Raw genomic sequence first — 23,917 nt, 5'->3', positions numbered from 1 at the left:
CTTGGCGAATTTTGCTTAAAGTACATTTAATTTGGCGCAAATACTTAAACTAAACTTGACTTATCGGTGTCATATTTCCAAATTTTGTGGAGCGATATGTTTAAATATTTAGCAAAAAAACCGCGTTATTACTGAGGAAAACAAATAAAAAAATTTTGGCGCAAACATGTCAGGTATTTTACCCAAAAATTGTTGACTTGTCGTGAAGGCTGCGTTATGATCAGAACATGAAAACGACTACTCGCCATGAGTTGTAACGATCCGGATCATATTTGGCGCAAAATTATCGATGGAGAGTGTAGACATGGAAAAACTGAGAATGGCATTTATCGGCGTGGGAGATATGGGCTCGCATCATTGCATCGGCTTTGATCTGCTGCCGGAATGCAAGGTGAATTATATTTGCGACATGAACCAGGCAAACGTGGACCGTACGCTTGCGGAGCTGAAGAACAGCAAGCCGGTTATCGTAGCCGACTATAAAGAGCTCTTACATAAAGAAGACATCGATGCGGTTGTCATCAGCGTGCCGAACTATTTGCACCGTGAAGTAGCGGTCGCTTTTCTCGAAGCCGGCAAGCATGTCTTTCTGGAAAAACCCGTTGCCCATACCCTTGAGGACTGCAACGCGATTATTGAGGCAGCTGAGGCAAACGACCGCATTCTGCAGATCGGCCTCGTGTACCGTTACTCCAACGTATACCGGAGAATGGCCGAGGAGCTTGAGCGGGGCCGCCTTGGCGACGTAAAGCTGATGTGGTGCAAGGAGTTCCGCGATCCGTTCCCTCCGACGGAATGGTTCTATGACAAGAACAAATCGGGCGGCGCGCTGGTCGAGAAGGACTGCCATCACTTTGATATTTTCAACTGGATGATCGGCTCGAAGCCGGTACGGGTATTCGCAACCGGCGGACAACACGTGATGAAGCAGGGGCAGCCGAACCTGATTACGAACTCCTACAGCCACTATCCGGCTAAGCCAATCGAAGATGTTTCGATCGTCGACCATGCCTGGGTAACGATTGAATACGAGAACGGAAGCAAGGCGAATCTTGGCCTCTGCATGTATCTGAAGCCTCGCAATTTGATGGGGGACGGCCTTGAGATCGGGCTGATCGGCGAGAACGGCGGCCAGATGGTGGCGAAGAACGACAAGACGATCGACATCGTTGGCGGACAAAACTTTACCCGCGATCATCTCGATATCGACGTTACCTCGGACTCTATCATGGGCGGACATACCGGCGGACAAACGCAGCGGATCGAATTCGTGAAAAGCGTGAAGGAAGGCAAGCAGCCTTTTGCCTCCGCTTATGTCGGCAGAGACGCGCTCCTGGTTGCGCTGGCGGCGGAGAAATCCATCGTGGAAGAACGCTATGTATACGTGAACGAACTAATGAAGTAAGGGGGTGCCCGGATGAAAAGCAAGCTGAGAAGATACGACACACTTATTTTCTTCTTATTTATTTCCCCTTGGATAATCGGATTCTCGCTCTTTTTCCTTGTTCCTTTCGGTACTTCCGTGTTTTACGCGTTTACCGATGCCCGCCTGCCGGGCGCGGCGAACTATAACTTCGTCGGGTTATCGAACTTCGTGGACATGTTCAATAATCCGATCTTCAGCAAAAGCTTGGGGAACACGGCCTACTTCGTCATCATTGGCGTTCCGATCGTAACGGCGGGCATGCTGCTGCTGGCCTTGCTGCTCAATATGAACGTCAAAGGCATCGCCCTTTACCGGACCTTTTATTACTTGCCGACGCTGGTGCCGATCGTGGCGACCGTCATCATCTGGCGCCTGGTCTTCAACTCGGAATTCGGCATTCTGAACGCGGGGTTGTCCGTGTTTGGGATCGGCAAGATCGACTGGATGGGCAGCGAAGGCTTGATCAAGCCGGTTATTATCCTGCTGCAGGTATGGATTTCGGGAAGCGGGGTTCTTATCTTCCTGGCCGCTCTCAAGAACGTGCCGAAGCATCTGTATGAAGCGGTTCTCATCGATGGGGCTAACAAGGTTCAATCGTTCTTCCGCGTGACGCTTCCGATGATCAGTCCTTCCATTCTGTTTGTTGTCATTATCCAGACGATGTACAACTTTCAGATGTTTACGGAAGCGCTGCTGCTGACGAAGGGCGGGCCCAATTACGCGGCGTACACCTTTGTCTATAACATCTACAAATCGGCATTTACGGATTTGAAATTCAGCATGGCGATGACGCAGTCCATCTTCCTGTTCGCGCTGATCTCGCTGGTTACGTTTGTTCTGATGAAGCTGTCGAAGCGGTTTGTCTATTATGAAGGCGAGAAATAGAAGGGGGATACAAGATGACTACGTCTAACAGACGCGTGATGAAGCAAACCGGCAAATACGCGCTTCTGACAGCCGCGCTGGTGCTGTTCGCGGGACCGCTCGTATGGATGCTGTCGACGATGCTCAAGACAAAAGCCGAAACGTACAAGGTTCCTCCGACGTTGCTGCCGGAATCGCTCAACTTCGAAGCGTTCAACAGGCTGTTTGATGTACAGCCGCTGATGTGGAGGTGGATCCAGAACTCCTTCGCCATCTCCGCGCTTGTGGTGCTTGGCGCGGTATTGTCCAGCTCGATCGTAGCTTACGGCTTCTCGCGTTTTTCAACCAAATACAAGGACCGGCTGTTCCCGATCGTCCTGATGACGCTGATGATCCCGCCGTCCATTCTGATGATCCCGTCCTACGTGCTCTTTACGAAGCTGCACTGGGTGGATACGTGGCTGCCGCTCATCGTTCCGGCATGGCTTGGCGGCGCGTACTACATCTTCTTGTTCCGGCAATTTTTCATGACGATCCCTCAAGAGCTTGACGAAGCGACTTATCTCGACGGAGGGAACCGGTGGACCGTGTTTACGAAGGTTATCATGCCGCTGTCCAAACCGATTGTCGTCACGACCGTAATCTTTGCTTTCGTGAACTCATGGCTCGATTTCCTGGGACCATTCCTTTACATCAAGAGCAACAACATGTTTACCCTCAGCGTTGGTCTGCAGCTGCTCATCGGCCAGACGAGTCAGGATTTCCCGGCGCTTGCCGCCGGCGCTTTTATCAGCATTGTGCCAATCGGTCTGCTGTTCCTGTTCGCGCAACGCTATATCGTTGAGGGGGTGGTGCTCACGGGTTCGAAGGGGTAAGGACGATAGGGAGAACAACACGGGCAGGCATAAGATTTTCAATACTGCTGTTTTCAAAATAATCTAAAGGGGAACTGGATATGAAAACAAACAGAAAGTGGTTATTGGGTCTTTTTACGCTGGTATTATCCATGACGATTATTATCTCCGGCTGCGGCAGCAGCAACAATAATGGCGGTTCGAACACCGCGGCAAACGGCGGGCAAAGCGATAACGGCAGTGCCGAGCAGACAGAGAAGCCAGCCGAGCCGGTTACGATTACGTATTCGCAATGGGGAACGGCGGAAGAGCTGCAGCGTACGCAAGAGCTTCTGGACAAATTCATGGAAGCCAATCCGAGCATTACCGTTAAGCTGGAAGGCAAGGACTGGGGCAGCTATTGGGACGGTCTGACGGCTAACGCCGCTGGCGGCACGCTTCCCGACGTATTCAAAACCAGCTACGCCTTTATTGAGAAATATGCCGAGCTTGGCATCTTCAAAGAACTGGACGGTCCGCTTGCGGACAACGGCTTCGACTTGAACAATATTGACCCAAGCCTGCTCGGTCTACATAAATACAACGGCAAGCAGGTATCGCTTCCGATCGACGCGAACGTTATCGTCTGGTATTACGACAAAGCGATCTTTGCGGATCCGAAGAAAAATCCGAAGAACGCGCCCGTTCCTTCCCTTGAACCAACATGGGATGAGATTATCGACATCGCAACTAAGCTGACGCTCGACAAGAACGGCAAGAACCCTGGCGAAGCCGGCTTTGACGGCAACAACATCGTGCAATGGGGCATGTCCGTATCGCCTGGTTCCTCCATGGATTGGTTCCTGGAGCCGGAGCTGTGGTCCAACGGCGCGAAGCTTGTGAACGATGACGGATCGCTTGCCCTGAATACCCCTGAAGCACGTGAAGTACTGGACTTCTTTATTGACGCAACGAAGAAAAAAATCAATACAACGCCTGCGCAAATCGAAGGTCTTGGCGGCCAGGTGAACCTCGGCATTACAACCGGCAAGGTTGCGATGAACCCGGGCGGCAACTGGAATACAACCAACTTCAAGGAAGCTAAGGTAGATTACGGCATTACGTACCTCCCGAAATTCAAAGAAAACAAAACGGTTGTACAACCGGCCGGTATCGCGATTTCGAGCAACACGAAGCATGAAGAGGCAGCTTACAAGCTGCTGGCATGGCTGGCAGGTCCTGAAGGTCAAACCGAGCTGGCGAAGCAAGGCTACTCGATTCCGGCGAATAAAGCGGCATCAGACGCTTATATCGCAACCGCAGGCGAAGCGAATAAAATCTTCCTCGACGCGCAGCAGTTCGGCATCATCTCGCCGTTCACGGTGAAGAAGACGGATCTGGTATGGACATACGGCGAGCAATCGCTTAAGAATCCGCTTGCCGGCGACGGCGACGTGGATGCGGCCATTAAGGATCTGGAATCCAAGCTGAAATAAGAGGGTTAAGGAAAAAGCGGGGGAAAGAGGCGTTTGGTCGCTTCTTTTCCCTTTTTTGCTTAGGCCTGAAAGCCTGAAATGACGGTGTTTCTTGACTATTGATGAATAGGGCTATACAATAGAATTTGCCGCAACTTTTGCGTTGTTGCCGCAATTATAGAGAGCATATATTCGATATAGGAACAGAGAGGAACGTATGATGGCCAAGTTGAAGGATATTGCAGAGCAGGTCGGGGTATCGATCTCGACGGTATCGCGGGTCATGAAGAATGACTCCACCCGTTCCGTCAGCGAAGAGACCCGTAAGAAAATTTGGGAAGTTGCGGAGAAGCTCGGCTACAAGGCGAACCGTGCGGAGAAGCTGGGCAAATCCGATAACAAGCTGATGGTTCATATCGGCTGTGTCGTTGCCATTCCTCAGAACAAATATAATAATCCTTACTTCTCCGTTATTCTGGAGGGTATCGAGAAAGCATTGACGGAGTCCGGCCTGCGGCTGGATTTTGTATACAGCATCGAGAATCAGCAGGATATCCAGCAGCTGCAGTCCCTCGTGAAGGAGCACCGGATTGACGGCATGATTATTGTCGAGCGGATTGATGCGGATGCGTACCAGTGGATCAAGCAGAACGTGAAGGCTGTTGTTGGCGTGGATTTGGCGGACAGAACGATTCCGGTCGTCTGTTACGACCGCGAAGCCGCTGCGAAGGAAGCCGTGCAGCATCTGATTAAGCAGGGACATAAGCAAATTGGCTATATTGGCGGTCCGGAGCTGAACGATCCTTTCCGTCAGGAGAAGCGATTCCTCGGCTACCAAAGCGCGATGCGCGAAGCGGGGCTGGAGCTGAACGACAATTGGATCATCGACGTGAAGTGGGATGTATCCCTCAGCTACGAGCTGACCAAGCAGGCATTCGAGAAAAAAGGCTATTCGCCAACCGCCATATTCGCGGCCAGCGATATGATGGCGATTGCGGCAATGCGCGCCGCTTCGGAGCGCGGTCTTCGCATCCCGGAGGATATTGCGGTCGCCGGCGTCGATAATATCGAAATTTCCGAGTTCACTTCGCCGCCGCTTACAACCATTCATGTACCCAAGCTTGAGATGGGGATGTACGCGGTGAAGCTGCTGCTCGATTATTTAAATCATCAATACTCGCTGCCGGTGCGCATGACGATTCCTTACCGGATGGTCTACCGCCGCTCTTCCGAGTCTCAGCAGCCGGCTGTCAGCAGCGTGCAATAAAAGAGTAAAGGCGTCCTAAAGTCATCGTTGATGGCTTAAGGGACGCCTTTTTTTATGCGCATGGCATAGAACTCTGCAAGTAGAACTGCGCTCCGCCTGGCCCTATGCACACTACGCATGTAACGGTATAGCTGCAAACGCGGAGTTACGTTGCACGAAGTGCAGGATAATGGCCCAAAACAGTGGCTGCTGATGAGATGGGCTGCATGGAATGCAGTATATTGTTCGTAAGGAGCTCAGATAAACCGTTTTTCCCATGATATCCTGCACTCCGTGCAGGATATGGCTATTAGAGAGCTCCAAATGTACGATTACACTGCATATCGTGCAACATAAACCAAGGGATTGCTCACCCCTGCGCCCGGGCCTTGGCGGTGCGGGCGTAATCGGACGGCGGCATGCCGGTCGCCTTCTTGAAATCACGCGAGAAATAATGAATGCTGCTATAGCCGAGCATGGCGGCAATCTCGGTCATGTTGTATTGGTGCTCGCGGATCATCGTTTTTGCTTCCTCGATCTTGAGCTGCTTGAAGTAGTCCATCGGGCCAATGCCGGCCTGCGCGTGGAATACTTCCTTGAGCCGGCTTTTCCCCAAATGAAGCTCCTTGCACAGCCTGTCCAAGGTCAACTGCTCGCCCAAGTGTCCGCGCATGAAGGAGATAATCCGGTCGGCCGTCCGCTGCTCGGCTTTCTCCGTCTGGAAGGAGGCAGGCTTGCGCGCGGATTGCCGGTCGGCATCCTCTTGCTGCCTGATCAGCTGAACGAGCAGGATCTCCAAGTAATTGCGCATCGCCTGCTCGCTGGCGAAAGGGGCGTCCTCCCGGGTAACAAGCTCGTGAATATCCGACTTGTCGTAAGGCGGTTCAAAGGAATAAAAGCCTTCCTGCATAAGTAATGAGAGCAGATTCCGATCTTTTGTCCCCAGCTGCAAGATCCGGTTCTCGAAGCTTTCCATGCACGGGGAAGCGCACTCGAATGATAGAACGAACAGATTAGGCGGCTTATGCTGGCTGCCGACCTTCACCGTATGGAATTCTCCGGGCTTATGGAAGATGATCATGCCTTGCTCGAGCTGATGCGTCTGCTCATCGGCTCTTACCTCGACGGTTCCCTTGTCCACGTAAAGCAGCTCCCAGAAGTCGTGCTGCTCTCCCTCGAACACGTAGCCTTTCGCAAATTCAAAGTAATGGAACGAAATCAGCTTGCGTACCGCAAGCATTTCTTTCAGCGTATGGCGAGTGAATTCCACCTTCGGCTCTCTCCCTTTTCATGTCCGTTTGCACTAATTATAAATCCTTTTCGCCCTGTGCAAAAGGTCCGGCTGATTTGCTAAAGAAGGGCCTGGCGGCGGGCTTTATAATGGCAATATAAAGAGCTAAAGGAGGCTGCCCAACTTGAAAAAAGGGATTAATATTTGGTCATTTCCGGCAGGCATGAGCATAGAGGAAAGTATTGAACTGGCGAAGGATGCGGGCTTTGACGGCATCGAGCTGTCGCTGAACGAGACAGGCCCGCTGAGCCTGGAAAGTACAACGGAAGAAGTACGCGCAATCCGTCAATTTGCGGATAACACCGGTATCGAGCTGTCGAGCCTGGCAAGCGGCTTGTATTGGGACTACCCGCCGACCAGCGAGAATGAGCAAGTGAGCTCGAAAGCGTTTGACGTTGCAAGAAAGCAGCTTGAACACGCGGCTGCGCTGGGCGTGGATTCGGTGCTAATTGTGCCTGGAGCGGTCGGCGTTGATTTTATCCCGAATGCGCCGGTCGTTCCTTATGACCGGGCGTACGACAATGCGCTGGCTTTCTTCACGAAGCTGGCGAAGGAAGCGGAAGCGGTGAAGGTAGCCGTCGGCATCGAAAACGTATGGAACAAGTTCCTGCTGTCGCCGCTTGAAATGCGCGGATTTATCGACGCGGTTGGCTCCGAGTACGTTGGTTCTTACTTCGACGTAGGCAATGTTGTTTATTCCGGCTACCCGGAGCATTGGATCTCGATCCTGAACAAACGGATCAAAAAGGTGCATTTCAAGGATTACCGCAGACAAGCGGGCGGACTTCACGGCTTTGTGGATCTGCTTGCGGGTGATGTGGACTATCCGGTCGTGATTCAAGCGCTGGAAGCGATCGGCTATAACGATTACGTAACGGCGGAGATGATCCCGCCATACACCCATCATACGAAACAAATCGTGTATAACACTTCGGCTGCAATGGATGCCATTTTGGGGAGGACGGATCGCTAATGCTTAAAATCGGACTGATTGGACTTGGTTTTATGGGCAAGACCCACCTGGAGAACTACCTGCGCCTTGAAAGAGAAGGAGCGCCGATTCGCGTCGTAGCGCTTTGCGACGTGGACGAAGTGAAGCTGAACGGCGGCGGCAGCGGCGGCAATATCGATACTTCCTCGGAGAACGCGATCGATTACGGCCGTTTCAACAAATATACGTCGGTTCAAGCGATGCTGGAGAGCGAGCAGCTTGATGCGGTGGATATAACGCTGCCTACCTTCCTGCACCGCGATGTCACTACCCAATGCTTAAGCAGCGGCGTTCATGTGCTCTGCGAGAAGCCGATGGCTATGAATGCGGAAGAGTGTGACGTCATGATTGCGGCTGCGGAAGAAAGCGGTAAGCAGCTGATGATCGGACAATGCCTGCGCTTCTGGCCGGCTTATGTCTACCTGCAGGAGCTCGTCAGCAGCAAAAGGTTCGGCGATGTAACTAGCGCGTACTTCTACCGCGGCGGCGGCACGCCATCCTGGGGACCTTGGGTACTGGTGAACGAAAAGGGCGGCGGCGCTTTGCTCGATATGCACGTGCATGACACGGATGTCGTGAATTGGCTGTTCGGGAAACCGGAAGCGGTATCGTGCTACGGCAGAAACGTGATCGCGGGAAGCGGCTACGATATCGTCTCCACGCATTACCGTTATGCGGATAACAAGATTGTATCCGCCCAAGTGGACTGGACGTTAAATGGCGACTTCGGCTTTGAGATGGGCTACAAGGTTAACTTTGAGCACGGCAACGTGCAGTTCGACGGCGCTTCCGTCAAAGTAAATCCGAATGACGGAGCAGGCTTCACGGCCGAGCTGCCGGCTGATCAGGGCTATTACTATCAGCAAAAATATTTCATCGAAGCGCTTATTCAAGGCTTGCCGCTGGATACGGCTACTCCGGAGAGCACAAAGGGCAGCATCGAGATCGTAACGGCGGAGCGGGAATCGGCGGATCAACGCGGCGCTTGGATTGCCGTACCGTAAAGGATCGCCATGCCATGAGCAAACAGCATGAGTTTTCATTTGCAGCCGGCGCTGCCGGCTATACGGATAAAGAATGGCGGGCGCTGCCACCCGCCGAGGTTGCTTATCAGCAGTGGCTTCATATAGAGCAGCCACCCGAGACGGAGGTCCGCGGCGTATACGATGAAGAGGCGCTGCATCTGCAGTTCAGGGTTTACGAGGAATCGCCGGTCATGCGGCATAGACAGCATGGCGATCCGGTCTATCAGGACAGCTGCGTGGAGTTTTTCGTTCAACCGCTGCCCGCCAGGGATTCGCGTTATCTCAACTTCGAGCTGAACGCCGCCGGTGTGCTGCTCTTGGAGATAGGGGAGAACGGCGGCTCGAAACGCAAGCGGATACTGCCGGAAGCCGCAAGCCAGTTCGGCATACGTACGGTCCTTGGCTTATGGAATCCCGAATGCCGGAGAATGTACTGGGAGCTTAACCTGCGTATCCCGTTTGCTTTCCTTAAATATTGGTTTCCGGATTTCCGGGCGGAGCCCGGTGCCGTGATGAAGGGCAATTTCTATAAATGCGGCGATCTGACGCCGGCCCCTCATTACTTGAGCTGGTCGCCGGTTCAGTCGGATACCCCTAATTTTCATCGCAGCGACAGCTTTGGAACGCTGGTATTTAGATAAGAACGTTTAAAAACAGCGGTGCCTTGCACCGCTGTTTTTTTGTGTTTTCTCGGAAGATTTCCGTTCATGTCTAGTTAAATATACACGACCTGCCGAATTAGGTTCATTAAATTTTCGTAAAGTTATTCACATAGTTACACACATATCAACGGGCTGATTACACGGGAAAATTAGACTTTCAACAGCTTTCATCCACATATCCACAGGTCGTTTTATCCACACGTGATTAATTATTAAGCCCCTTAATTTATCACTTCCGCCTCAAAAAGAAAGCGTCTACAATAGGGGGCATCAACCCAAACGAACGTGTTGAACCATGGGGAGGACCGGTAGTGGGAGGAGAAAACTGTTTTTTCCAATAAGGCTTAAGTTTGTCATCCTGCTCTGCGGGCTGATTACAGCGCCTTTTCTGATCAGCGGCATTATGACCTATTTGCATATTTGCGGGGCATTCCTGCAAGGAATTACCCCGCAGGAGGCTGGTATTCCGGAGCTGCAGGCAAGGCTGAGAGAGCGAGGCGCTATTCTCGATTAATGCTTGCAAAATAGGAAAAAAGCAGCCGAGTCGGCTGCTTTTTTTGCATGTGATTTACGAAGTAGGATAAACGTTGAAGCTCCACAACAAGGGATCGCCAATGCTCGAGTTATCGTTTAATTGAACAAGCTGAACGGACATCTGATAATTGCCTTCAACGGTCAACGTGCTGATTAGCGAAATATCGATTCCGCGGCCTGCCAGATCCCAACCGCCTGCCGTACCCGTGCCCGTATCGGATAATCGCAGCAGGGCTGATCCCTCGTTGTTTGTTTCGATTAGAACCGGATCTCCATGCTGAGGCTCTCCCTCCGCAACATGCGGGCCAACGTAGATACGCATCCCCTGGCCTGCAACCGGTTCGTTATCCGGTCCCGTAAAGGAAAACCGATAGCCGACTTCAGCTTCATCCGCAAGACCGTATGCGTTTGATTGGAACCTCCACAGTCCTTCGACATTCTGATAGAATTCCACTTGCTCATAGTTGAAAGCATACGCGGCATCCGGAATAACGGTAAGCGTACGGGTAAAGCTGCCGAGAACAACCGGATCTCCATCGATTACCTTCAGTAATTCGGTCTTCTCGGTATATTGTCCGGCGTCCTTTAATGACGATCTGTAGCTGATCAAGCTGTCTTCCCGATCTAGCAGCTCGGCAAGCGTATAGTTCTCGTCATAGGATTTGCGTAAAATAAAGCTTCCTTCATAGTTCGATTCAACGACCGAATCGTTAAATTGCACCGGTAGTCCGGTTACCGGCTCACCATCCTTTTGCATCGTGACTTTAACCTGAACCATGGTATCCGGATCAATATTTTCTGTTGTGAAATAAAGCGATTGGACATAATTATCGCTGCCCGCGCGAAGCTCCGTAGACGCGTCATCGCTGTAATGGATCGCAACCTTTGGCGTTGCGGGTGGTTCCGGCGTGGCAGGCGGAGTGACGACCGGTGATACAGGTGTGACTACGGGCTCTGTTTCATTGGTTACAAGCTGCCCGGCTTGCAGCATCTTCATGAGCAGTTCCGCTTGCTGTTGAGCTCTCTGAAATTCCGTCTGCTGCAAGTCCGAAAGCGTATTCTGCAAAGCGGCTTCCGCCAATTTCTTTGCCTTTTCCATCGCTTGTTTGTTCGCTTCCTCTAGTTTTTTGCGGGTTTCTTCATACTGTTTTTTTATGTCCTCCAGTTGAGACTGAAGCTGCTCCTGGCGCTTTTGCTGCTCCTCAAGCTTTGCTTTCTGTTCCTCCTGAATTTTCTGAAGCGCCTTCTGGCGTTCTGCTTCCAGAGAAGGGTCGAGACCCGCTGTTGGATCCATTGGTTTCACGGTGCCAAGATCCAGCTTGTTGCCGCTGTCGCCAGACTTTTTGTTAGCCTCTTCAATTAGTTTGGTTAACTCGTCGTTGGGTAGCTTGCTTTGATTCTGCGCAACCTTGGCGATATTGCCGAGCAGCTGGTCTAAGTTGTTCTTGATCTTATCCAGCGCCTCTTGGTTCGTCACGCTTGGAGTGCTTGGGGTAGTTGAACTGGTGGCAAGCAGCTTTTTCAACTCTTCCAAGTATTGAGCATTCTCTTCGTCAATTGCGGCCTTGTTCTTAATGATGGCTGCAATAACGTCAGGAGAGGCATTTTGTATCAGATCGTTTAAATTCACTTGGCTAACATTCTGATTAAAAGAACCTGCAGGAGGAAGCGCGCTAAGCGTAATTTGCTGGGCAGGCAGGATTAACGTTGGTATCGACGATTGCGGCATCGTAAATTGCGTTGCCGAAAAGTTTCCAGCCGATTCTATTTTACCGCTCGCAAGAACAACCTCCAAAATACCGGTTACGGGATTAACGGAAGTATAGAACTGAGTGCCTCTAACCGCGTTTGTTACCAGCCCGGTCTGTACCTCGAAACGGTCAGAAGAATGAGTCAGGGTCGCTACATGCGAGAAAATATGTCCGGCAAGCAGGTTTAGACGAGTGGTATTAATTCCGTTTGCGCCCCTAAGCTCGGTTGCGGCCAGCACGGTACCCGATCCAACGGTAATTGCATCCCCTTTATCCGGCGTGCGCAGCTCGGCTGTCGCTTTTGCCTCCGTTGAGAGTACGGCGCCTTCCCCAAGCTTCATGCCTACGTAAGCATCAACGGTAAGCAGGCCGCCAAAGCTCACCTTCGACACGCCCCGGAGGGCGGTAATTTCGAAAAAGCGAGGAGTGTACGCCGCATCGGCTGTTGAAGCTGCGCCGGATTCGGCCGCATGCTTCAGATCCCGGATGATGACGAGCTTGTCGCTGCCAGCCCATTGCACATCCTTGCCCATGATTTCAGCCATAAGACGAAGCGGAGCAATAACTCTGTTCTTCACGATATACGGCGCAACCTCCGCGGTCAAAACGCGCTTATCGCTTCCGGACGTTTCAATCACAACGTTCCGGTCTCCGGGGGTAAGCCACACGGTCCGGTTATCCTTTTTCATTTGAATTCTGCCGTTATCGCTTGGAGCAAGGGTGAAACCAAGAAACTCGCCAACTGCCCGCAGCGGCAGCATGACTCTTCCATGCTTGACCTGCGGAGCAACGTCCGAGGCAAGCAGCTTATTGCCGTAAGCGACGGCAATCGAACCTTTCTTCCACGAAGAGGGAGGGGAATAGCTGGTCCACTCCCGGACTGCCGAATTGTTGGTGTCCGCAATCAACAGCTTACCGCTTGCCGTAATGGCCGCATCCGACGGCGTGTTGAAAAGAGCCTCGCTCTCAATGCCGTCGGAGAAACCGGCTTGTCCGCTTAATGAACCGGCAACCGTTGTCACTTGGCCATCCTTCAGTTGGCGGACCGCGTGATTAAGCGCATCCGCAATGATAAGGCCGGAGTCTTTGGACCATGCAAGACCCCGTGGGGAATGGAAACGCGCTGCTGAAGCCGACCCATCCGCAAAGCCGTAGTCGGCATAAAGCGCTCCTGGCTGGTAAGCGGAAGCCGAAGGCCTCGGACCCGCTGCCGTTGTTACGGTTCCTTTTGAGAAATCAATATAACGAATCGCTTGATTGCCGGAGTCGCTGACATACAAATTGCCTTTCCCATCAAGCGCCAGTCCTGCCGGCTCATTGAACTGGGCTTCAGCCAGTGAGCCATTCTTGTAGCTTCCGGCAAACGAGGCAACGCCGGAACGAAGCTCTACAGCGCGCGAAGAGGCCGCGCCGATTGTGGTCACATCGCCTTGCGGGCTGATCCGTCGGATAACATGATTCAGCGTATCCGCTACATACAGCGTACCGTCCGCGGCAACAACCACATCCTGCGGATGATTAAAGAAGGCCGCGCCGCCTTTGCCATCCTTCAAGCCTTGAACACCATTGCCCGCAATCGTGGTTACGTTGCCGGCTGCATCAATTTTTCGAATGGCATGATTGCCCGCGTCGGCTACGAATACATCCCCGGCCGCATTAACGGCAAGTCCCGCAGGCTGGTTAAAGAACGCCAGCTTGGCTTGTCCGTCCAGTAAACCGCCAGCGGGAAGGCCGGTGTCCGCACGCTTATCGGACAAGGAAGCGCCGGCATAAATCTCGCTATGGCCGCCGGCAATGCGGCGAATGACATGATTAGCAGTATCCGCTGCCAATATAGATCCATCCTTCAACTGCGCAATGCTGCTTGGCTGGCGGTATGCATCATCCAGTTCCGCGAGTGCGATCCGGTCAGGTCCGCCGGCCAGCGATTTCGTATCGCCCAGCGGCAGTCCGTTTCCGTTCATTCTTTCTGCTGCAGTAGCTTCCTTGGCAAAGCCTATGCCCGTAAACATATTTCCAATTAGTAGAATAATAACGGCAATAATGACAAGTTGCCTTTTATACACGAATATCCCCCCGATTCAATATGAAAATCCATATTAATTCTACCATAAACTACTATATTTAATAGGTTTTAATGCTTAGGTGGCTAATGAATTTTTTGGGTACGGATAAATTATTTTACGTTGACTATGTTTCGTTATCCGACGCGGCCGCCCTTAGCAATAATGGGACGGCCGTTTTCTATATTTTCCAAGGTGTGGTAAGGTAATCATAAGAACGGGGTCATTATTGAACAGGAGGGAAATGATGAGAAAGAAGGGCATGTGGATTGGTGGGGCTATAGGCTTGCTGCTGCTTGCCGGATGCACGAATTCGGAGTCAAACGAACCCACGCCAACACTAACACCAACACCAGCGGTTAGTGAACTTGCTGAAACGCCGGTGCCAAGCATAGAAACGCCAGTAGAAACGGATGACGGATCGGTTAACGGACAATTGGAGCTGAGCCGTCTGGAGAACGTATTTGCGTTCGCGGACGAAACGGGGCAGCAGCTGATTACGATTCCAAGCGAAAACGGGGACGAAGTCGAGGATCCCGAGCAGTTTGTCACGGCTGTCGGAAACGGCGGGGACCGCGTTGAGATCGAGTATGTCCGCCGACAAGAGGCCAATGATCAGGATACCAATAGACAGTCGATCGACAACTTCAACAATATGGCGGGGGATATCTATAAGATAAAAGGCGAAGGGATACTTCTGCCGAATAAATCGTATCTGCTCGCCAAGGAAGGCGTCGTCAGCCAAGATTCCCTCGTTGACATAACCAGCGCCGAAGACGGGCAATACGAACAAGCCGATTCCGACACGATAGCCCGCGTGGAAGGATTAAAGGGCAGAAAAGTGACGTCGAGCAGCATACTCTCCGAATCGGATCAAGAGAAGGTAGCCTTGTTTGTATTCGAGCGTGACGGAGACGACATGCTGGCAAGCATCGCTTACATCAATGACGACAAGGTGCTGTTCAAGGATTTCCCCGCAACCTATAACGAATCCGGTACTTGGCGGGTAGACGGCGGCGACGACCCTGGAAGGTTCGAAGTACTGTTCCTGGCCCACTCGGATGAAGGGGTGCTGCTGGGGATCGCTTGGGCGGGTGCCGAAGGCGAGAACTTGTTTGTCTTGCAGGAAGCGGACGGTGCACTGGAGGATACGGATCTTAAGGGCGGAAGGTATTGGTCGCCTTCATAACCATTTTGTTGTAGAGCAGCCGAAAGGCTGCTTTTTTCAATACATAACCTTTTTTCATATAGTACCTAGGCGATACATGATCTATCCGCTAATTAGTCTGGGAAAATAAGTATACTTACGAGCGGTTGACAAGAAACCATCCCGAACGTAATATACCTATAGGGGTATACGTATTACACTCGAACTCACATCCCGGCGGGCAAAGCAAATCAATATTTATTTTTCATAGTGGCAAAAAACCTACATTTTGAGGAGGCTACAACATTGCTTGATATTAAAGTAAATCAGGTGCTGGATTGCAAAGGCTTGGCATGTCCGATGCCGATTGTCAAAACAAAGAAAGCGATGGATCAGCTTGAATCCGGTCAAGTGATAGAGGTTCAGGCAACGGACAAAGGTTCGCTTGCCGATATTCAAGGCTGGGCGAGAAACACGGGCCATCAATATTTGGGAACTGTCGAAGAGGGAGATTTGCTTAAGCATTATCTCCGTAAATCGAGTCCTAATGAAGTGAAGGAAGAGAAAAAGCATCCTCTAACGGCGTCCAACGAAGAACTTTTGAAGAGGCTGCAAGCGGCAGAGAACATAACGATTCTCGATGTGCGGGAGTCCGCCGAATATTCGTTTAATCGCATACCCGGTGCCGTATCTATTCCGCTTGGCGAGCTGGAAAATAGACTAGGTGAACTGAAGCTGGAGGATGAGCTGTATGTCGTTTGCAGAACGGGCGCCAGAAGCGATTTGGCCTGTCAGCTGCTCGCAAGCAAAGGCTTCAAGCAAGTAAAGAATGTGATACCGGGCATGTCGGAATGGACGGGACCAACGGAAAAGCTGTAAACAAACAACCAAATAAACAAACAAACCCAAAAAACGGAGGTTATCTAATATGAGCACTAAAGTAGCGATTATCGCAAGCAACGGCGGAATGTTTGACGCATACAAGGTTTTTAACATTGCAACGGCATCTGCGGCAACGGACGCAGAGGTGGCTATTTTCTTCACCTTCGAAGGCTTGAACCTGATTCACAAGGAGATGCATCGCCAGCTGCCGCTTCCGGCAGGAGCGGAGCATTTTGCGGAAGGCTTCAAGCAAGCCAATGTTCCGGCTATTCCGGAGCTGCTTGCAATGGCGATGGAAATGGGCGTAAAAATCATTGCCTGCCAAATGACGATGGATGTCATGAATTTGAAAAAAGAAGATTTTGTAGACGGAATCGAAGTCGGAGGAGCCGTTACCTTCCTCGACTTTGCCAAGGACGCTAACGTTTCTTTGACTTTCTAAACCATAATCCTAATTTTATATTCTCCTAAGGAGGCTTCAATAATGACGGATACAACAATTGAAAAAATGACAGCGAAAGAGCTTACCCGCATGGTTCTCGATAAGCAGGATTTGTTTATTCTCGATGTGCGCAACGAAACGGATTTCAACGATTGGAAAATCGAAGGCGACAGCATTGAAATCATCAATATTCCTTATTTCGAATTGCTGGAAGGCGTTGACGATATTCTTCATCGCATTCCGGAAGGCAAAAAGGTTCTTGTTGTCTGCGCGAAGGAAGGCTCTTCGAAATTTGTGGCTGAACAGCTGGCGGAAGCAGGCCGCGGCGACGTATTTTACCTCGAAGGCGGCATGAAATCGTGGAGCGAATACCTGGAGCCGGTAAAGATCGGCGAGCTGAAGGACGGCGGCGAGCTGTACCAGTTCGTGCGGATTGGCAAGGGCTGCTTGTCTTATATGGCTGTATCGAACGGGGAAGCCGCGGTGGTCGATGCGCTGCGAATGACGGACGTTTTCGAGCAATTCGCTAAGGAGAAGGGCGCGGTAATCAAGCATACGCTGGATACGCATCTGCATGCCGATCATATATCCGGAGGCCGGAAGCTGGCCGAGACGACGGGCGCTACGTATTGGCTGCCGCCAAAGGATGCGGAAGAGGTAACTTTCGGCTACGAGAAGCTGGAAGAGGGCCGCGATATGACGGTCGGAAACACAACAATCCGGATTCAGCCGGTCTATTCCCCTGGCCATACGATTGGCAGTACGTCCTTTATCATTGACGATCAGTATCTGTTAACCGGAGACATCTTGTTCATCGAATCGATCGGCAGACCCGATTTGGCTGGCCAAGCTGAGGATTGGGTGAGCGATTTGCGGGAGACGCTTTACAATCGTTATAAATCCTTGTCGGAGAATCTGCTGGTTCTGCCTGCCCATTTCGGCAAGATCACGGAGCTTGGAGAAGGCGGAAGAGTCATGGCGAAGCTGTCCGATTTGTACCTTAGCAACCCCGGTCTCAACATTGCGGAAGAAACGGAATTCCGCCGTACGGTAACGGAGAATCTGCCTCCGCAGCCTAATGCTTATCAGCAAATCCGTCAAACGAATATGGGGAAAATAAATCCAAGCGAGGACGAGCAGCGCGATATGGAAATTGGCCCTAACCGCTGCGCCGTTCATGATAAATAATAAGGGATAATCATTCATTCTAGGAGGATATAAACATGAAAACAGATCTTACGGTAGATACAAAGGGTATGGCATGTCCGATGCCGATCGTAAAAGCGAAAAAAGCATTGGATAGTCTGCAGGCAGGCCAGGTTATGGAGGTTCTGTCTACGGACAAGGGCTCGGTAAACGATTTTCAAGCGTGGGTAAAGCAAACGAAGCATGAGCTGCTCAGCTACGAGGAAGACAACGGCATTTATAAATTTTACGTTCGAAAAATTTAAATCATAGGAAATAAGCGAATACGCCTTTGCGCATTCGCTTATTTCAAGCCGTCATAGACGATGGTAACGCCAAGCGTGCAGTAGGTTTCTTCTTTGTAGTGTCCCTGCGGGCAGGATTTAGTTGTGCAGGCCGTATTCGACACAGCTTGAAGCTTATCGTCGCAAACAGGGCATTTATCTTCAAACCAGCCTTTTATTTTGCCGAGCATCATTATACCTCATTTCATATAAAATTACTCGGTTTTAGTATAGCTTCTTTTGTACGCTGCGTATACAGGTTTTTTGTGCATAAAATGTTGTCTTGGAAGGAGGGGAACAATGGATACTCTGCTCTACATCATCATGGCAGCCCTTGGGCTTATTGGCTCCTTCTTTTCAGGTTTGCTTGGTATCGGCGGCGCGATCATTAATTTTCCGCTGTTATTATATGTGCCGCCTCTGTTTGGTGCCGCATCCTTTTCGGCCCATGAGGTTTCTTCAATAAGTATGTTTCAGGTGTTTTTCGCCTCGCTTGCCGGCGTACTCGCCTTTCGCAAGAAGGGCGGCGGCGCGCAAGCGGTTCTCCATAAAGGGCTTGTTGCTTATATGGGGAGCAGCATTCTCGCAGGAAGCTTGATCGGCGGCTTCTTATCGGGAATGCTCGACGGAAACATGATTAATTTGATTTACGGAATCCTTGCCGTGCTTGCCATTATCCTTATGCTTATTCCCCGCAGAGGGACGGAAGAAAAGGCGGGGGATCTGTCCTTTAATAAGTTTATCGCGGTAGGAGCTTCATTCCTTGTAGGGATTGTGTCCGGCATTGTGGGAGCGGGCGGGGCATTTATTCTGATTCCGATCATGCTGACGGTGCTGAAGATACCGACGCGAACCACTATAGCGTCCTCACTTGCCATTGTGTTCATTTCGGCGATTGGGGGAGTAGCCGGCAAACTAACCGGCGGAGGGATCCCTCTGTGGCCTACGGTGTTTACCGTAATCGGCAGTCTGATCGGGGCGCCGCTTGGTTCCAAGGTGAGCTCCAAAATCAATGTGAAATTGTTGAGATACGGTTTGGTCGTGCTTATTGCGTTTACGGCTGTGAAGACGTGGTTGACTATCCTGTAATTGGAGCGAATGCAGCTATTGCAGAAGAGGTTTTTTGACATTTATAATACCTATAGGGGTATTGGTATACAGAGAGAATAATAAGAGAATAATAAACCGAAAGGGTGTCTGAATCAGGACATGGCAGAAAAAACGACGATTGTTTTGTTTAGCGGCGATTTGGATAAGGCGATTGCGGCTTTTATTATAGCGAACGGGGCAGCGGCCTATGATCATGAGGTTACGATCTTTTTCACGTTCTGGGGTCTAAACACGCTTCGGAAAGACGAGGTCGTCAAGACGCGCAAAGGTCCTCTGGAAAAAGCCTTTGGCTGGATGATGCCGCGAGGCGCCCGGAAGCTGGGGTTGTCCAAAATGAATTTTGGCGGCCTTGGACCGCAAATGATCAAGCATGTGATGAAGAAGCATAATGCCTTATCTCTGCCGCAACTAATTGAGCTGGCTCAAGAGCAAGGCGTTAAGCTTGTCGCCTGCACGATGACGATGGACCTGCTCGGTCTGCAAAAGGAAGAGCTTATTGACGGACTGGAATACGCAGGCGTAGCGGCTTATCTCGGAGATGCGGTTGATGCGAAAGTAAATCTTTTCATTTAAAGGTGTTAGTATAGAAGAAATTTGCTCTATACTATACCTATACCGGTATGATATAGAGAGGAAGATTGAAAATGGATTACAACTATACAGATGCGATGAAAACCAGATTAAGAAGAATTGAAGGGCAAATCAGAGGCGTGCTTCGTCTGATGGAGGAAGGAAAATCCTGCAAGGACGTTGTATCGCAGCTGTCTGCGATACGAAACGCATCGGATAAGGCGATTGCACAGATTGTCGCGGAGAACCTGCAGCAGTGCATTCTCGCTGAGCAAGCCGCAGGCAATAAGGATACGAGTAAAATTGTACAGGAAGCGGTAGAGCTGCTGGTAAAGAGCCGCTGATGCTTTCCGATCGAATATGAGAAAAGGAGAATCGTTATGGCATTTCAAGTAACTAAAACGATTGCGCCGGCAGAAGTGGCCGAGAAGCTTAAGCAAGGTGAGCCATTGTATATGGTGGATGTCCGCGAGCCTAACGAGTGGGCGGAAGGCCATGTTGAAGGAGCAAAGCATATTCCTCTTGGCCAGCTTGGCGAACGGCTGCATGAGCTCGACTCTTCCGCGGAGATCATTATGATCTGCCGCAGCGGCAACCGAAGCGGACTAGCTTGCGAATTATTAAGCGAAAAGGGCTTTAACGTTGTGAATATGACGGGCGGATTAAACGCCTGGACAAGCGGGCTGGTCTAATGAGTTTGGGGACCCTTATCAATATTGTCATTATCGTGCTGATCGCATGGTTTGCCTATACCCGCATGAAACCGGCCAAAGGCTTGAGAAACCTGAATGCCGAAGCGTTTAAGGAAGAAAGCGTTAAGTACGGAGCGATGATTATTGATGTCCGGGAGCCCGGAGAATTCAAGGGCGGATTTATTCCGGGCGCACGGAACATTCCCTTGTCTCAGCTCTCCCGCCGACTTGGCGATATTCCGCGGGATAAAACGCTGCTGCTCTACTGCCGTAGCGGGATGAGAAGCAAAAACGCGGCCGCAGTGCTGCGCAAAAACGGATACAGCGATCTTGCCCACCTGCAAGGCGGCATTAGCACATGGAAGGGTAAGCTGTCAAAATAATAGCGAAATGGCTGTCGGGTTTCCCCGACAGCCTATTTTTGTCCTATGCTTGTTCTCGCCGGCTTTGAAGAATACAGCCGTTTACGCTTGCTTATTACCAGCCGAAGTCGAGCGTTTTACCCGTCTCCGTGTACGTCTTAATGTTGCTGAGCATCATCCACCAGTGCTCTTTCGAATTCGCAAAGGAAGGGTGATCCGGTGTCCATTGATCATTAACGAGCGTCAGCTTGGTGCAAGAGCCTACCGTCTCCAGAGTGAAGGTCACGCGCGATTCAAGCTCGGCATGATTGTCCCTGTAAGAAGGGCCCGGATGTTCCAGATAGCTGAGCACTTTGCTCGGGTCCGCCTCCAGTATCGTACCGTATACATGAACCGTATTCTCGCCGTCCGCTCCGGGGCCAACGTATTCGAAGGAGGAGCCAGGCTCCAGGGCAGAGTTCAGGACAGTTCCGAAAAAGGTGCTCCGGGTTCCTTCGGGACTGACAAGCGTCTGCCACACCTGATCGGGCGAGGCGTCAATATAGAATACATAGTTAAGTTCCATCTTTAAGTGATCCTCCTAAAAAAGAATTCCCACAATAGGTTCTTCTATGCTTGTGGTAAACTCATTATAGATGAGGCCTTTTTCTAAGTATTGTAAAAACGCGACAGGAACAGGAGTGAAGGGATGAGCCAACCGCAAACCCGGCCCAGCATGGGCGTTCTCGGATTAAACGGAGCAGGGGACCAATTCCGGCTGGAACGTTATCCGGCTTCGGAGGTATTGTCGCCTTTTATCAAGCATTACTGGATGGTTCAGTGGAATCTGGAACAGAATGATTCCTATTGGCAGCATGTTGTTCCGAATCCGTGTGCCAATCTGGTGGTAGAGCAGGGCAAAACCTTTTTCTACGGGCCAGGCAAAGAGAAGTTCTCTTATCTGCTGAGCGGAAGCGGAATTGTTTTTGGCGTGAAGTTCCGCCCGGGCGGACTTTATCCGTTTGTGAATAGAGAGCTGTCCGAGTTGACGGGAAGACCCATAGAGGTGGAGACCGTGCTTGGAATACAAGGCTCGGAGCTTGAAGAGCTTGTACTCGCCGAGCAGGATCATGACCAGCGGATGATTCAAGTGGTCGAGCGGCTTCTGACAAAGAGGCTTCCGCCTTATGATGAGCAAATTACGCTAGTCAATCAGATTATCGATTATGCGGCCGGCAACCAGGGTATAACCAAGGTAGAGCAGGTCTGCGAGTTTTTTGACATAAACATCCGGAAGCTTCAGCGATTGTTCGCCAAGTACGTCGGAGTAAATCCGAAGTCGGTGATCCGGTTGTTCCGGCTGCAAAATGCCGCGGAAGCGATGGACCTTGGGCAAGCCCAGGATTTGGCCGGGTTATCGGTTGAGTTGGGTTATCACGATCAGGCGCATTTCAGCAAAGACTTCAAAGCCGTGATAGGCCGATCACCCGAGCAATATTTATCGAATGTTATCCTGTAAGGTTTAGAGCAAAGGAGTGCTGGCAATGAAGAGACAAAAGCTGCTTATCGGCGGACGAGAGATCGAGACGGCAACCTATACGACGCTTTATGCGCCTTATTCTAAGGAGGCGATTGCCGAGATTGCGGACGCCGGATTGGCGGAGGCGAATCTGGCTATTGAAGCTGCGGTAGAGGGCAAGGCAGTTATGCGTAAAATGCCGGCCCACAAGCGTGCCGCTATTCTGGAAAAGCTTGCGCGGCTGCTGGCCGAGCGCCGGGAAGAAGCGGCGCGGCTTGTCGCGCTGGAGGCGGCAAAGCCGCTTAAGGCTGCATATGCGGAGGTTGACCGTACGATTCAGACTTATCAAATCGCTGCCGAAGAAGCGAAGCGCATTCATGGAGAGACGATTCCTATGGATGCGGTGCCGGGCGGCGAAGGCCGCTTTGGGTATACCGTTCGCGAGCCTATAGGAGTCGTTGGCGCCATAACGCCATTCAACTTTCCTCTCAATCTGGTTGCCCACAAGCTTGGGCCGGCGATTGCGTCGGGGAATACGATCGTGCTGAAGCCCGCGCCGCAAACGCCGCTGTCCGCGTATTTTATCGCGGAGCTGCTTGAGCAGGCGGGTCTGCCGGAAGGAGCGCTTAACGTGATTACCGGCGATGGCCGTCTGCTGGGCGAAGCTATCGTGAAGGATCCAAGGGTGAACATGGTTACCTTTACGGGCAGCGCGGCGGTTGGCGCAAGCATTCGCGCAATGGCTGGCATCAAGCGGGTAACGCTTGAGCTTGGTTCGAACTCCGCGGTTATTATCGATAAGGGCGTTCCTATCGAGGCCGTAGCCGCCCGCGCCGCAGTTGGCGCATTCTCCTACCAGGGACAGGTATGTATTTCATTGCAGCGAGTCTATGTGTTGGCAGATGTATTCGAAGAATTCGTGGAACGTTTTACGGCAGAGGTGCGGAAGCTTCAAGTCGGCGATCCGCTTGATCCGGCAACCGACGTATCGGCATTGATCTCGGAGCGGGATGTCACGCGTGCGCTCGAATGGATGGAGGAGGCGCGTGAGCTTGGCGCAACCGTCGCTTGCGGCGGTAAGGCGGAAGGCGGCATCGTGCTGCCGACCGTATTGCTGAACGTTCCTCCCCATGCGCAGGTATCCTGCAAGGAAGTGTTCGCCCCGGTTGTTCTTGTGAACAAAGTGAATACCCTGGAGGAAGCGGTCGAGAAGGTGAACGATTCCGAATTCGGGCTGCAGGCCGGCCTCTATACGAATGATCTGAAGACGGCGCTAGATCTGTCCGAGCAGCTGCAGGTTGGCGGAGTGATGATTAACGACATTCCGACGTTCCGTGTTGACCAAATGCCGTACGGCGGCATTAAGCAAAGCGGCCTTGGCCGCGAAGGCATTAAGTACGCCATTGAAGATATGACCGAGATGAAGCTGATCGTCTTTAATCGCAGTTAACGGTTGGTTGGTGTTGCCGGGCGCTGTCCTCTCGATGGAGGGCGGCGTCTTTTTTTGTCTGTCCGGCTATTGCTATTGCTGCTGCTACTGCTCTAACGAACCTGTGTATGCTTATTTAGCGGAAAAAGACCTTG

The 23,917-nt window shown here is 51.4% G+C and carries 25 protein-coding genes; 21 read left to right on the top strand and 4 right to left on the bottom strand.

Annotation, left to right across the window (positions count from 1 at the left end):
* Positions 1–304 precede the first annotated feature (304 nt).
* The 5 genes from ACR9FF_RS27060 to ACR9FF_RS27040 all read left to right on the top strand — a co-directional run bounded on the left by ACR9FF_RS27060 (position 305) and on the right by ACR9FF_RS27040 (position 5,865).
* Positions 305–1,405, top strand: coding sequence for a Gfo/Idh/MocA family protein (locus ACR9FF_RS27060; RefSeq protein WP_435166814.1), 1,101 nt, complete (start codon positions 305–307; stop codon positions 1,403–1,405).
* Positions 1,406–1,417: 12 nt separating this feature from the next.
* Positions 1,418–2,311 (top strand): carbohydrate ABC transporter permease, encoded by an 894-nt coding sequence (locus ACR9FF_RS27055; protein ID WP_127492528.1) that lies wholly within the window; start codon positions 1,418–1,420, stop codon positions 2,309–2,311.
* A 14-nt stretch (positions 2,312–2,325) separates the two neighbouring features.
* Positions 2,326–3,165 carry a carbohydrate ABC transporter permease gene (locus ACR9FF_RS27050; RefSeq protein WP_127492530.1) on the top strand — a complete coding sequence of 280 codons (840 nt, stop codon included), beginning with the start codon at positions 2,326–2,328 and terminating at the stop codon, positions 3,163–3,165.
* Between the two features lie 80 nt (positions 3,166–3,245).
* Positions 3,246–4,619, top strand: coding sequence for an ABC transporter substrate-binding protein (locus tag ACR9FF_RS27045; RefSeq protein WP_201007800.1), 1,374 nt, complete (start codon positions 3,246–3,248; stop codon positions 4,617–4,619).
* A gap of 196 nt (positions 4,620–4,815) precedes the next feature.
* Positions 4,816–5,865 carry a LacI family DNA-binding transcriptional regulator gene (locus ACR9FF_RS27040; RefSeq protein ID WP_127492534.1) on the top strand — a complete coding sequence of 350 codons (1,050 nt, stop codon included), beginning with the start codon at positions 4,816–4,818 and terminating at the stop codon, positions 5,863–5,865.
* A 349-nt stretch (positions 5,866–6,214) separates the two neighbouring features.
* Here ACR9FF_RS27040 and ACR9FF_RS27035 read toward each other — a convergent pair whose 3' ends face one another.
* Positions 6,215–7,114, bottom strand: coding sequence for an AraC family transcriptional regulator (locus ACR9FF_RS27035; RefSeq protein WP_201007799.1), 900 nt, complete (start codon positions 7,112–7,114; stop codon positions 6,215–6,217).
* A 145-nt stretch (positions 7,115–7,259) separates the two neighbouring features.
* Here ACR9FF_RS27035 and ACR9FF_RS27030 point away from each other — a divergent pair, with 145 nt between their 5' ends.
* The 4 genes from ACR9FF_RS27030 (at position 7,260) to ACR9FF_RS27015 (ending at position 10,327) form a co-directional block, all read left to right on the top strand.
* Positions 7,260–8,108, top strand: coding sequence for a sugar phosphate isomerase/epimerase family protein (locus ACR9FF_RS27030; RefSeq protein ID WP_435166807.1), 849 nt, complete (start codon positions 7,260–7,262; stop codon positions 8,106–8,108).
* A complete protein-coding gene (locus tag ACR9FF_RS27025) occupies positions 8,108–9,130 on the top strand; it encodes a Gfo/Idh/MocA family protein (RefSeq protein WP_435166804.1) in 1,023 nt (340 codons plus the stop codon). The genes ACR9FF_RS27030 and ACR9FF_RS27025 overlap by 1 nt, the downstream gene beginning before the upstream one ends.
* 14 nt (positions 9,131–9,144) lie before the next feature.
* The gene (locus ACR9FF_RS27020; RefSeq protein WP_201007796.1) at positions 9,145–9,792 is read left to right on the top strand and encodes a carbohydrate-binding family 9-like protein; all 648 of its coding nucleotides are present in this window, start codon (positions 9,145–9,147) and stop codon (positions 9,790–9,792) included.
* 316 nt (positions 9,793–10,108) lie between these two features.
* Positions 10,109–10,327, top strand: a complete 219-nt coding sequence (locus tag ACR9FF_RS27015; protein WP_317981358.1) for a hypothetical protein — start codon at positions 10,109–10,111, stop codon at positions 10,325–10,327.
* A 54-nt stretch (positions 10,328–10,381) separates the two neighbouring features.
* Here ACR9FF_RS27015 and ACR9FF_RS27010 read toward each other — a convergent pair whose 3' ends face one another.
* Positions 10,382–14,164 carry a stalk domain-containing protein gene (locus tag ACR9FF_RS27010; protein WP_435166800.1) on the bottom strand — a complete coding sequence of 1,261 codons (3,783 nt, stop codon included), beginning with the start codon at positions 14,162–14,164 and terminating at the stop codon, positions 10,382–10,384.
* A 241-nt stretch (positions 14,165–14,405) separates the two neighbouring features.
* On the opposite strand from ACR9FF_RS27010, the gene ACR9FF_RS27005 reads away from it, so the two are divergent.
* From ACR9FF_RS27005 to ACR9FF_RS26985, 5 genes are all read left to right on the top strand, one after another.
* Entirely contained in the window at positions 14,406–15,350 is a 945-nt protein-coding gene (locus ACR9FF_RS27005; RefSeq protein WP_435166797.1) for a hypothetical protein, read from the top strand.
* A gap of 264 nt (positions 15,351–15,614) precedes the next feature.
* A complete protein-coding gene (locus ACR9FF_RS27000) occupies positions 15,615–16,187 on the top strand; it encodes a sulfurtransferase TusA family protein (protein ID WP_435166794.1) in 573 nt (190 codons plus the stop codon).
* Between the two features lie 49 nt (positions 16,188–16,236).
* A complete protein-coding gene (locus ACR9FF_RS26995; protein ID WP_127492548.1) occupies positions 16,237–16,632 on the top strand; it encodes a DsrE/DsrF/DrsH-like family protein in 396 nt (131 codons plus the stop codon).
* 42 nt (positions 16,633–16,674) lie between these two features.
* Positions 16,675–17,820, top strand: a complete 1,146-nt coding sequence (locus ACR9FF_RS26990; protein ID WP_435166790.1) for an MBL fold metallo-hydrolase — start codon at positions 16,675–16,677, stop codon at positions 17,818–17,820.
* 35 nt (positions 17,821–17,855) lie between these two features.
* Complete coding sequence (locus ACR9FF_RS26985) at positions 17,856–18,083, top strand: sulfurtransferase TusA family protein (RefSeq protein WP_201007791.1); 228 nt, start codon at positions 17,856–17,858, stop codon at positions 18,081–18,083.
* A 38-nt stretch (positions 18,084–18,121) separates the two neighbouring features.
* Here the strand turns inward: ACR9FF_RS26985 and ACR9FF_RS26980 are convergent, their stop codons facing one another.
* Complete coding sequence (locus ACR9FF_RS26980; RefSeq protein ID WP_317981363.1) at positions 18,122–18,295, bottom strand: hypothetical protein; 174 nt, start codon at positions 18,293–18,295, stop codon at positions 18,122–18,124.
* A gap of 106 nt (positions 18,296–18,401) precedes the next feature.
* Here ACR9FF_RS26980 and ACR9FF_RS26975 point away from each other — a divergent pair, with 106 nt between their 5' ends.
* The 5 genes from ACR9FF_RS26975 to ACR9FF_RS26955 all read left to right on the top strand — a co-directional run bounded on the left by ACR9FF_RS26975 (position 18,402) and on the right by ACR9FF_RS26955 (position 20,856).
* Positions 18,402–19,190: a sulfite exporter TauE/SafE family protein gene (locus ACR9FF_RS26975; RefSeq protein WP_435166786.1), complete on the top strand. Its 789-nt coding sequence runs from the start codon at positions 18,402–18,404 to the stop codon at positions 19,188–19,190.
* 120 nt (positions 19,191–19,310) lie between these two features.
* Positions 19,311–19,784 (top strand): DsrE/DsrF/DrsH-like family protein, encoded by a 474-nt coding sequence (locus ACR9FF_RS26970; RefSeq protein ID WP_127492556.1) that lies wholly within the window; start codon positions 19,311–19,313, stop codon positions 19,782–19,784.
* Between the two features lie 71 nt (positions 19,785–19,855).
* Positions 19,856–20,125: a metal-sensitive transcriptional regulator gene (locus tag ACR9FF_RS26965; protein ID WP_127492559.1), complete on the top strand. Its 270-nt coding sequence runs from the start codon at positions 19,856–19,858 to the stop codon at positions 20,123–20,125.
* 36 nt (positions 20,126–20,161) lie between these two features.
* The gene (locus tag ACR9FF_RS26960) at positions 20,162–20,473 is read left to right on the top strand and encodes a rhodanese-like domain-containing protein (RefSeq protein WP_435166782.1); all 312 of its coding nucleotides are present in this window, start codon (positions 20,162–20,164) and stop codon (positions 20,471–20,473) included.
* Entirely contained in the window at positions 20,473–20,856 is a 384-nt protein-coding gene (locus tag ACR9FF_RS26955) for a rhodanese-like domain-containing protein (RefSeq protein ID WP_435166779.1), read from the top strand. Before ACR9FF_RS26960 ends, ACR9FF_RS26955 begins: the two co-directional genes overlap by 1 nt.
* Before the next feature lie 94 nt (positions 20,857–20,950).
* On the opposite strand, the gene ACR9FF_RS26950 is transcribed toward ACR9FF_RS26955, so the two are convergent.
* Positions 20,951–21,400, bottom strand: a complete 450-nt coding sequence (locus ACR9FF_RS26950) for an SRPBCC family protein (RefSeq protein WP_435166776.1) — start codon at positions 21,398–21,400, stop codon at positions 20,951–20,953.
* A gap of 123 nt (positions 21,401–21,523) precedes the next feature.
* Between ACR9FF_RS26950 and ACR9FF_RS26945 the strand changes: the two genes are divergently transcribed.
* Positions 21,524–22,333, top strand: coding sequence for an AraC family transcriptional regulator (locus ACR9FF_RS26945; RefSeq protein ID WP_435166773.1), 810 nt, complete (start codon positions 21,524–21,526; stop codon positions 22,331–22,333).
* A 25-nt stretch (positions 22,334–22,358) separates the two neighbouring features.
* Positions 22,359–23,783 (top strand): aldehyde dehydrogenase family protein, encoded by a 1,425-nt coding sequence (locus tag ACR9FF_RS26940; RefSeq protein WP_435166770.1) that lies wholly within the window; start codon positions 22,359–22,361, stop codon positions 23,781–23,783.
* Positions 23,784–23,917 lie beyond the last annotated feature (134 nt).

Source organism: Paenibacillus glycanilyticus (genome assembly GCF_051200795.1).
GTDB lineage: Bacteria > Bacillota > Bacilli > Paenibacillales > Paenibacillaceae > Pristimantibacillus > Pristimantibacillus glycanilyticus.
This window is presented reverse-complemented; position numbering and strand designations above follow the sequence as displayed.

Bases quoted from the DNA above. Each gene is read 5' to 3' on its own strand.
- ACR9FF_RS26945 (WP_435166773.1), top strand. From the start codon at position 21,524: ATGAGCCAACCGCAAACCCGGCCCAGCATGGGCGTTCTCGGATTAAAC.
- ACR9FF_RS26995 (WP_127492548.1), top strand. From the start codon at position 16,237: ATGAGCACTAAAGTAGCGATTATCGCAAGCAACGGCGGAATGTTTGAC.
- ACR9FF_RS27060 (WP_435166814.1), top strand. From the start codon at position 305: ATGGAAAAACTGAGAATGGCATTTATCGGCGTGGGAGATATGGGCTCG.
- ACR9FF_RS27045 (WP_201007800.1), top strand. From the start codon at position 3,246: ATGAAAACAAACAGAAAGTGGTTATTGGGTCTTTTTACGCTGGTATTA.
- ACR9FF_RS26975 (WP_435166786.1), top strand. From the start codon at position 18,402: ATGGATACTCTGCTCTACATCATCATGGCAGCCCTTGGGCTTATTGGC.
- ACR9FF_RS26980 (WP_317981363.1), bottom strand. From the start codon at position 18,295: ATGATGCTCGGCAAAATAAAAGGCTGGTTTGAAGATAAATGCCCTGTT.
- ACR9FF_RS27040 (WP_127492534.1), top strand. From the start codon at position 4,816: ATGATGGCCAAGTTGAAGGATATTGCAGAGCAGGTCGGGGTATCGATC.
- ACR9FF_RS27055 (WP_127492528.1), top strand. From the start codon at position 1,418: ATGAAAAGCAAGCTGAGAAGATACGACACACTTATTTTCTTCTTATTT.
- ACR9FF_RS27025 (WP_435166804.1), top strand. From the start codon at position 8,108: ATGCTTAAAATCGGACTGATTGGACTTGGTTTTATGGGCAAGACCCAC.
- ACR9FF_RS26950 (WP_435166776.1), bottom strand. From the start codon at position 21,400: ATGGAACTTAACTATGTATTCTATATTGACGCCTCGCCCGATCAGGTG.
- ACR9FF_RS27005 (WP_435166797.1), top strand. From the start codon at position 14,406: ATGATGAGAAAGAAGGGCATGTGGATTGGTGGGGCTATAGGCTTGCTG.
- ACR9FF_RS26955 (WP_435166779.1), top strand. From the start codon at position 20,473: ATGAGTTTGGGGACCCTTATCAATATTGTCATTATCGTGCTGATCGCA.
- ACR9FF_RS27015 (WP_317981358.1), top strand. From the start codon at position 10,109: ATGGGGAGGACCGGTAGTGGGAGGAGAAAACTGTTTTTTCCAATAAGG.
- ACR9FF_RS26970 (WP_127492556.1), top strand. From the start codon at position 19,311: ATGGCAGAAAAAACGACGATTGTTTTGTTTAGCGGCGATTTGGATAAG.
- ACR9FF_RS26985 (WP_201007791.1), top strand. From the start codon at position 17,856: ATGAAAACAGATCTTACGGTAGATACAAAGGGTATGGCATGTCCGATG.
- ACR9FF_RS27050 (WP_127492530.1), top strand. From the start codon at position 2,326: ATGACTACGTCTAACAGACGCGTGATGAAGCAAACCGGCAAATACGCG.
- ACR9FF_RS26940 (WP_435166770.1), top strand. From the start codon at position 22,359: ATGAAGAGACAAAAGCTGCTTATCGGCGGACGAGAGATCGAGACGGCA.
- ACR9FF_RS27020 (WP_201007796.1), top strand. From the start codon at position 9,145: ATGAGCAAACAGCATGAGTTTTCATTTGCAGCCGGCGCTGCCGGCTAT.
- ACR9FF_RS26990 (WP_435166790.1), top strand. From the start codon at position 16,675: ATGACGGATACAACAATTGAAAAAATGACAGCGAAAGAGCTTACCCGC.
- ACR9FF_RS26965 (WP_127492559.1), top strand. From the start codon at position 19,856: ATGGATTACAACTATACAGATGCGATGAAAACCAGATTAAGAAGAATT.
- ACR9FF_RS26960 (WP_435166782.1), top strand. From the start codon at position 20,162: ATGGCATTTCAAGTAACTAAAACGATTGCGCCGGCAGAAGTGGCCGAG.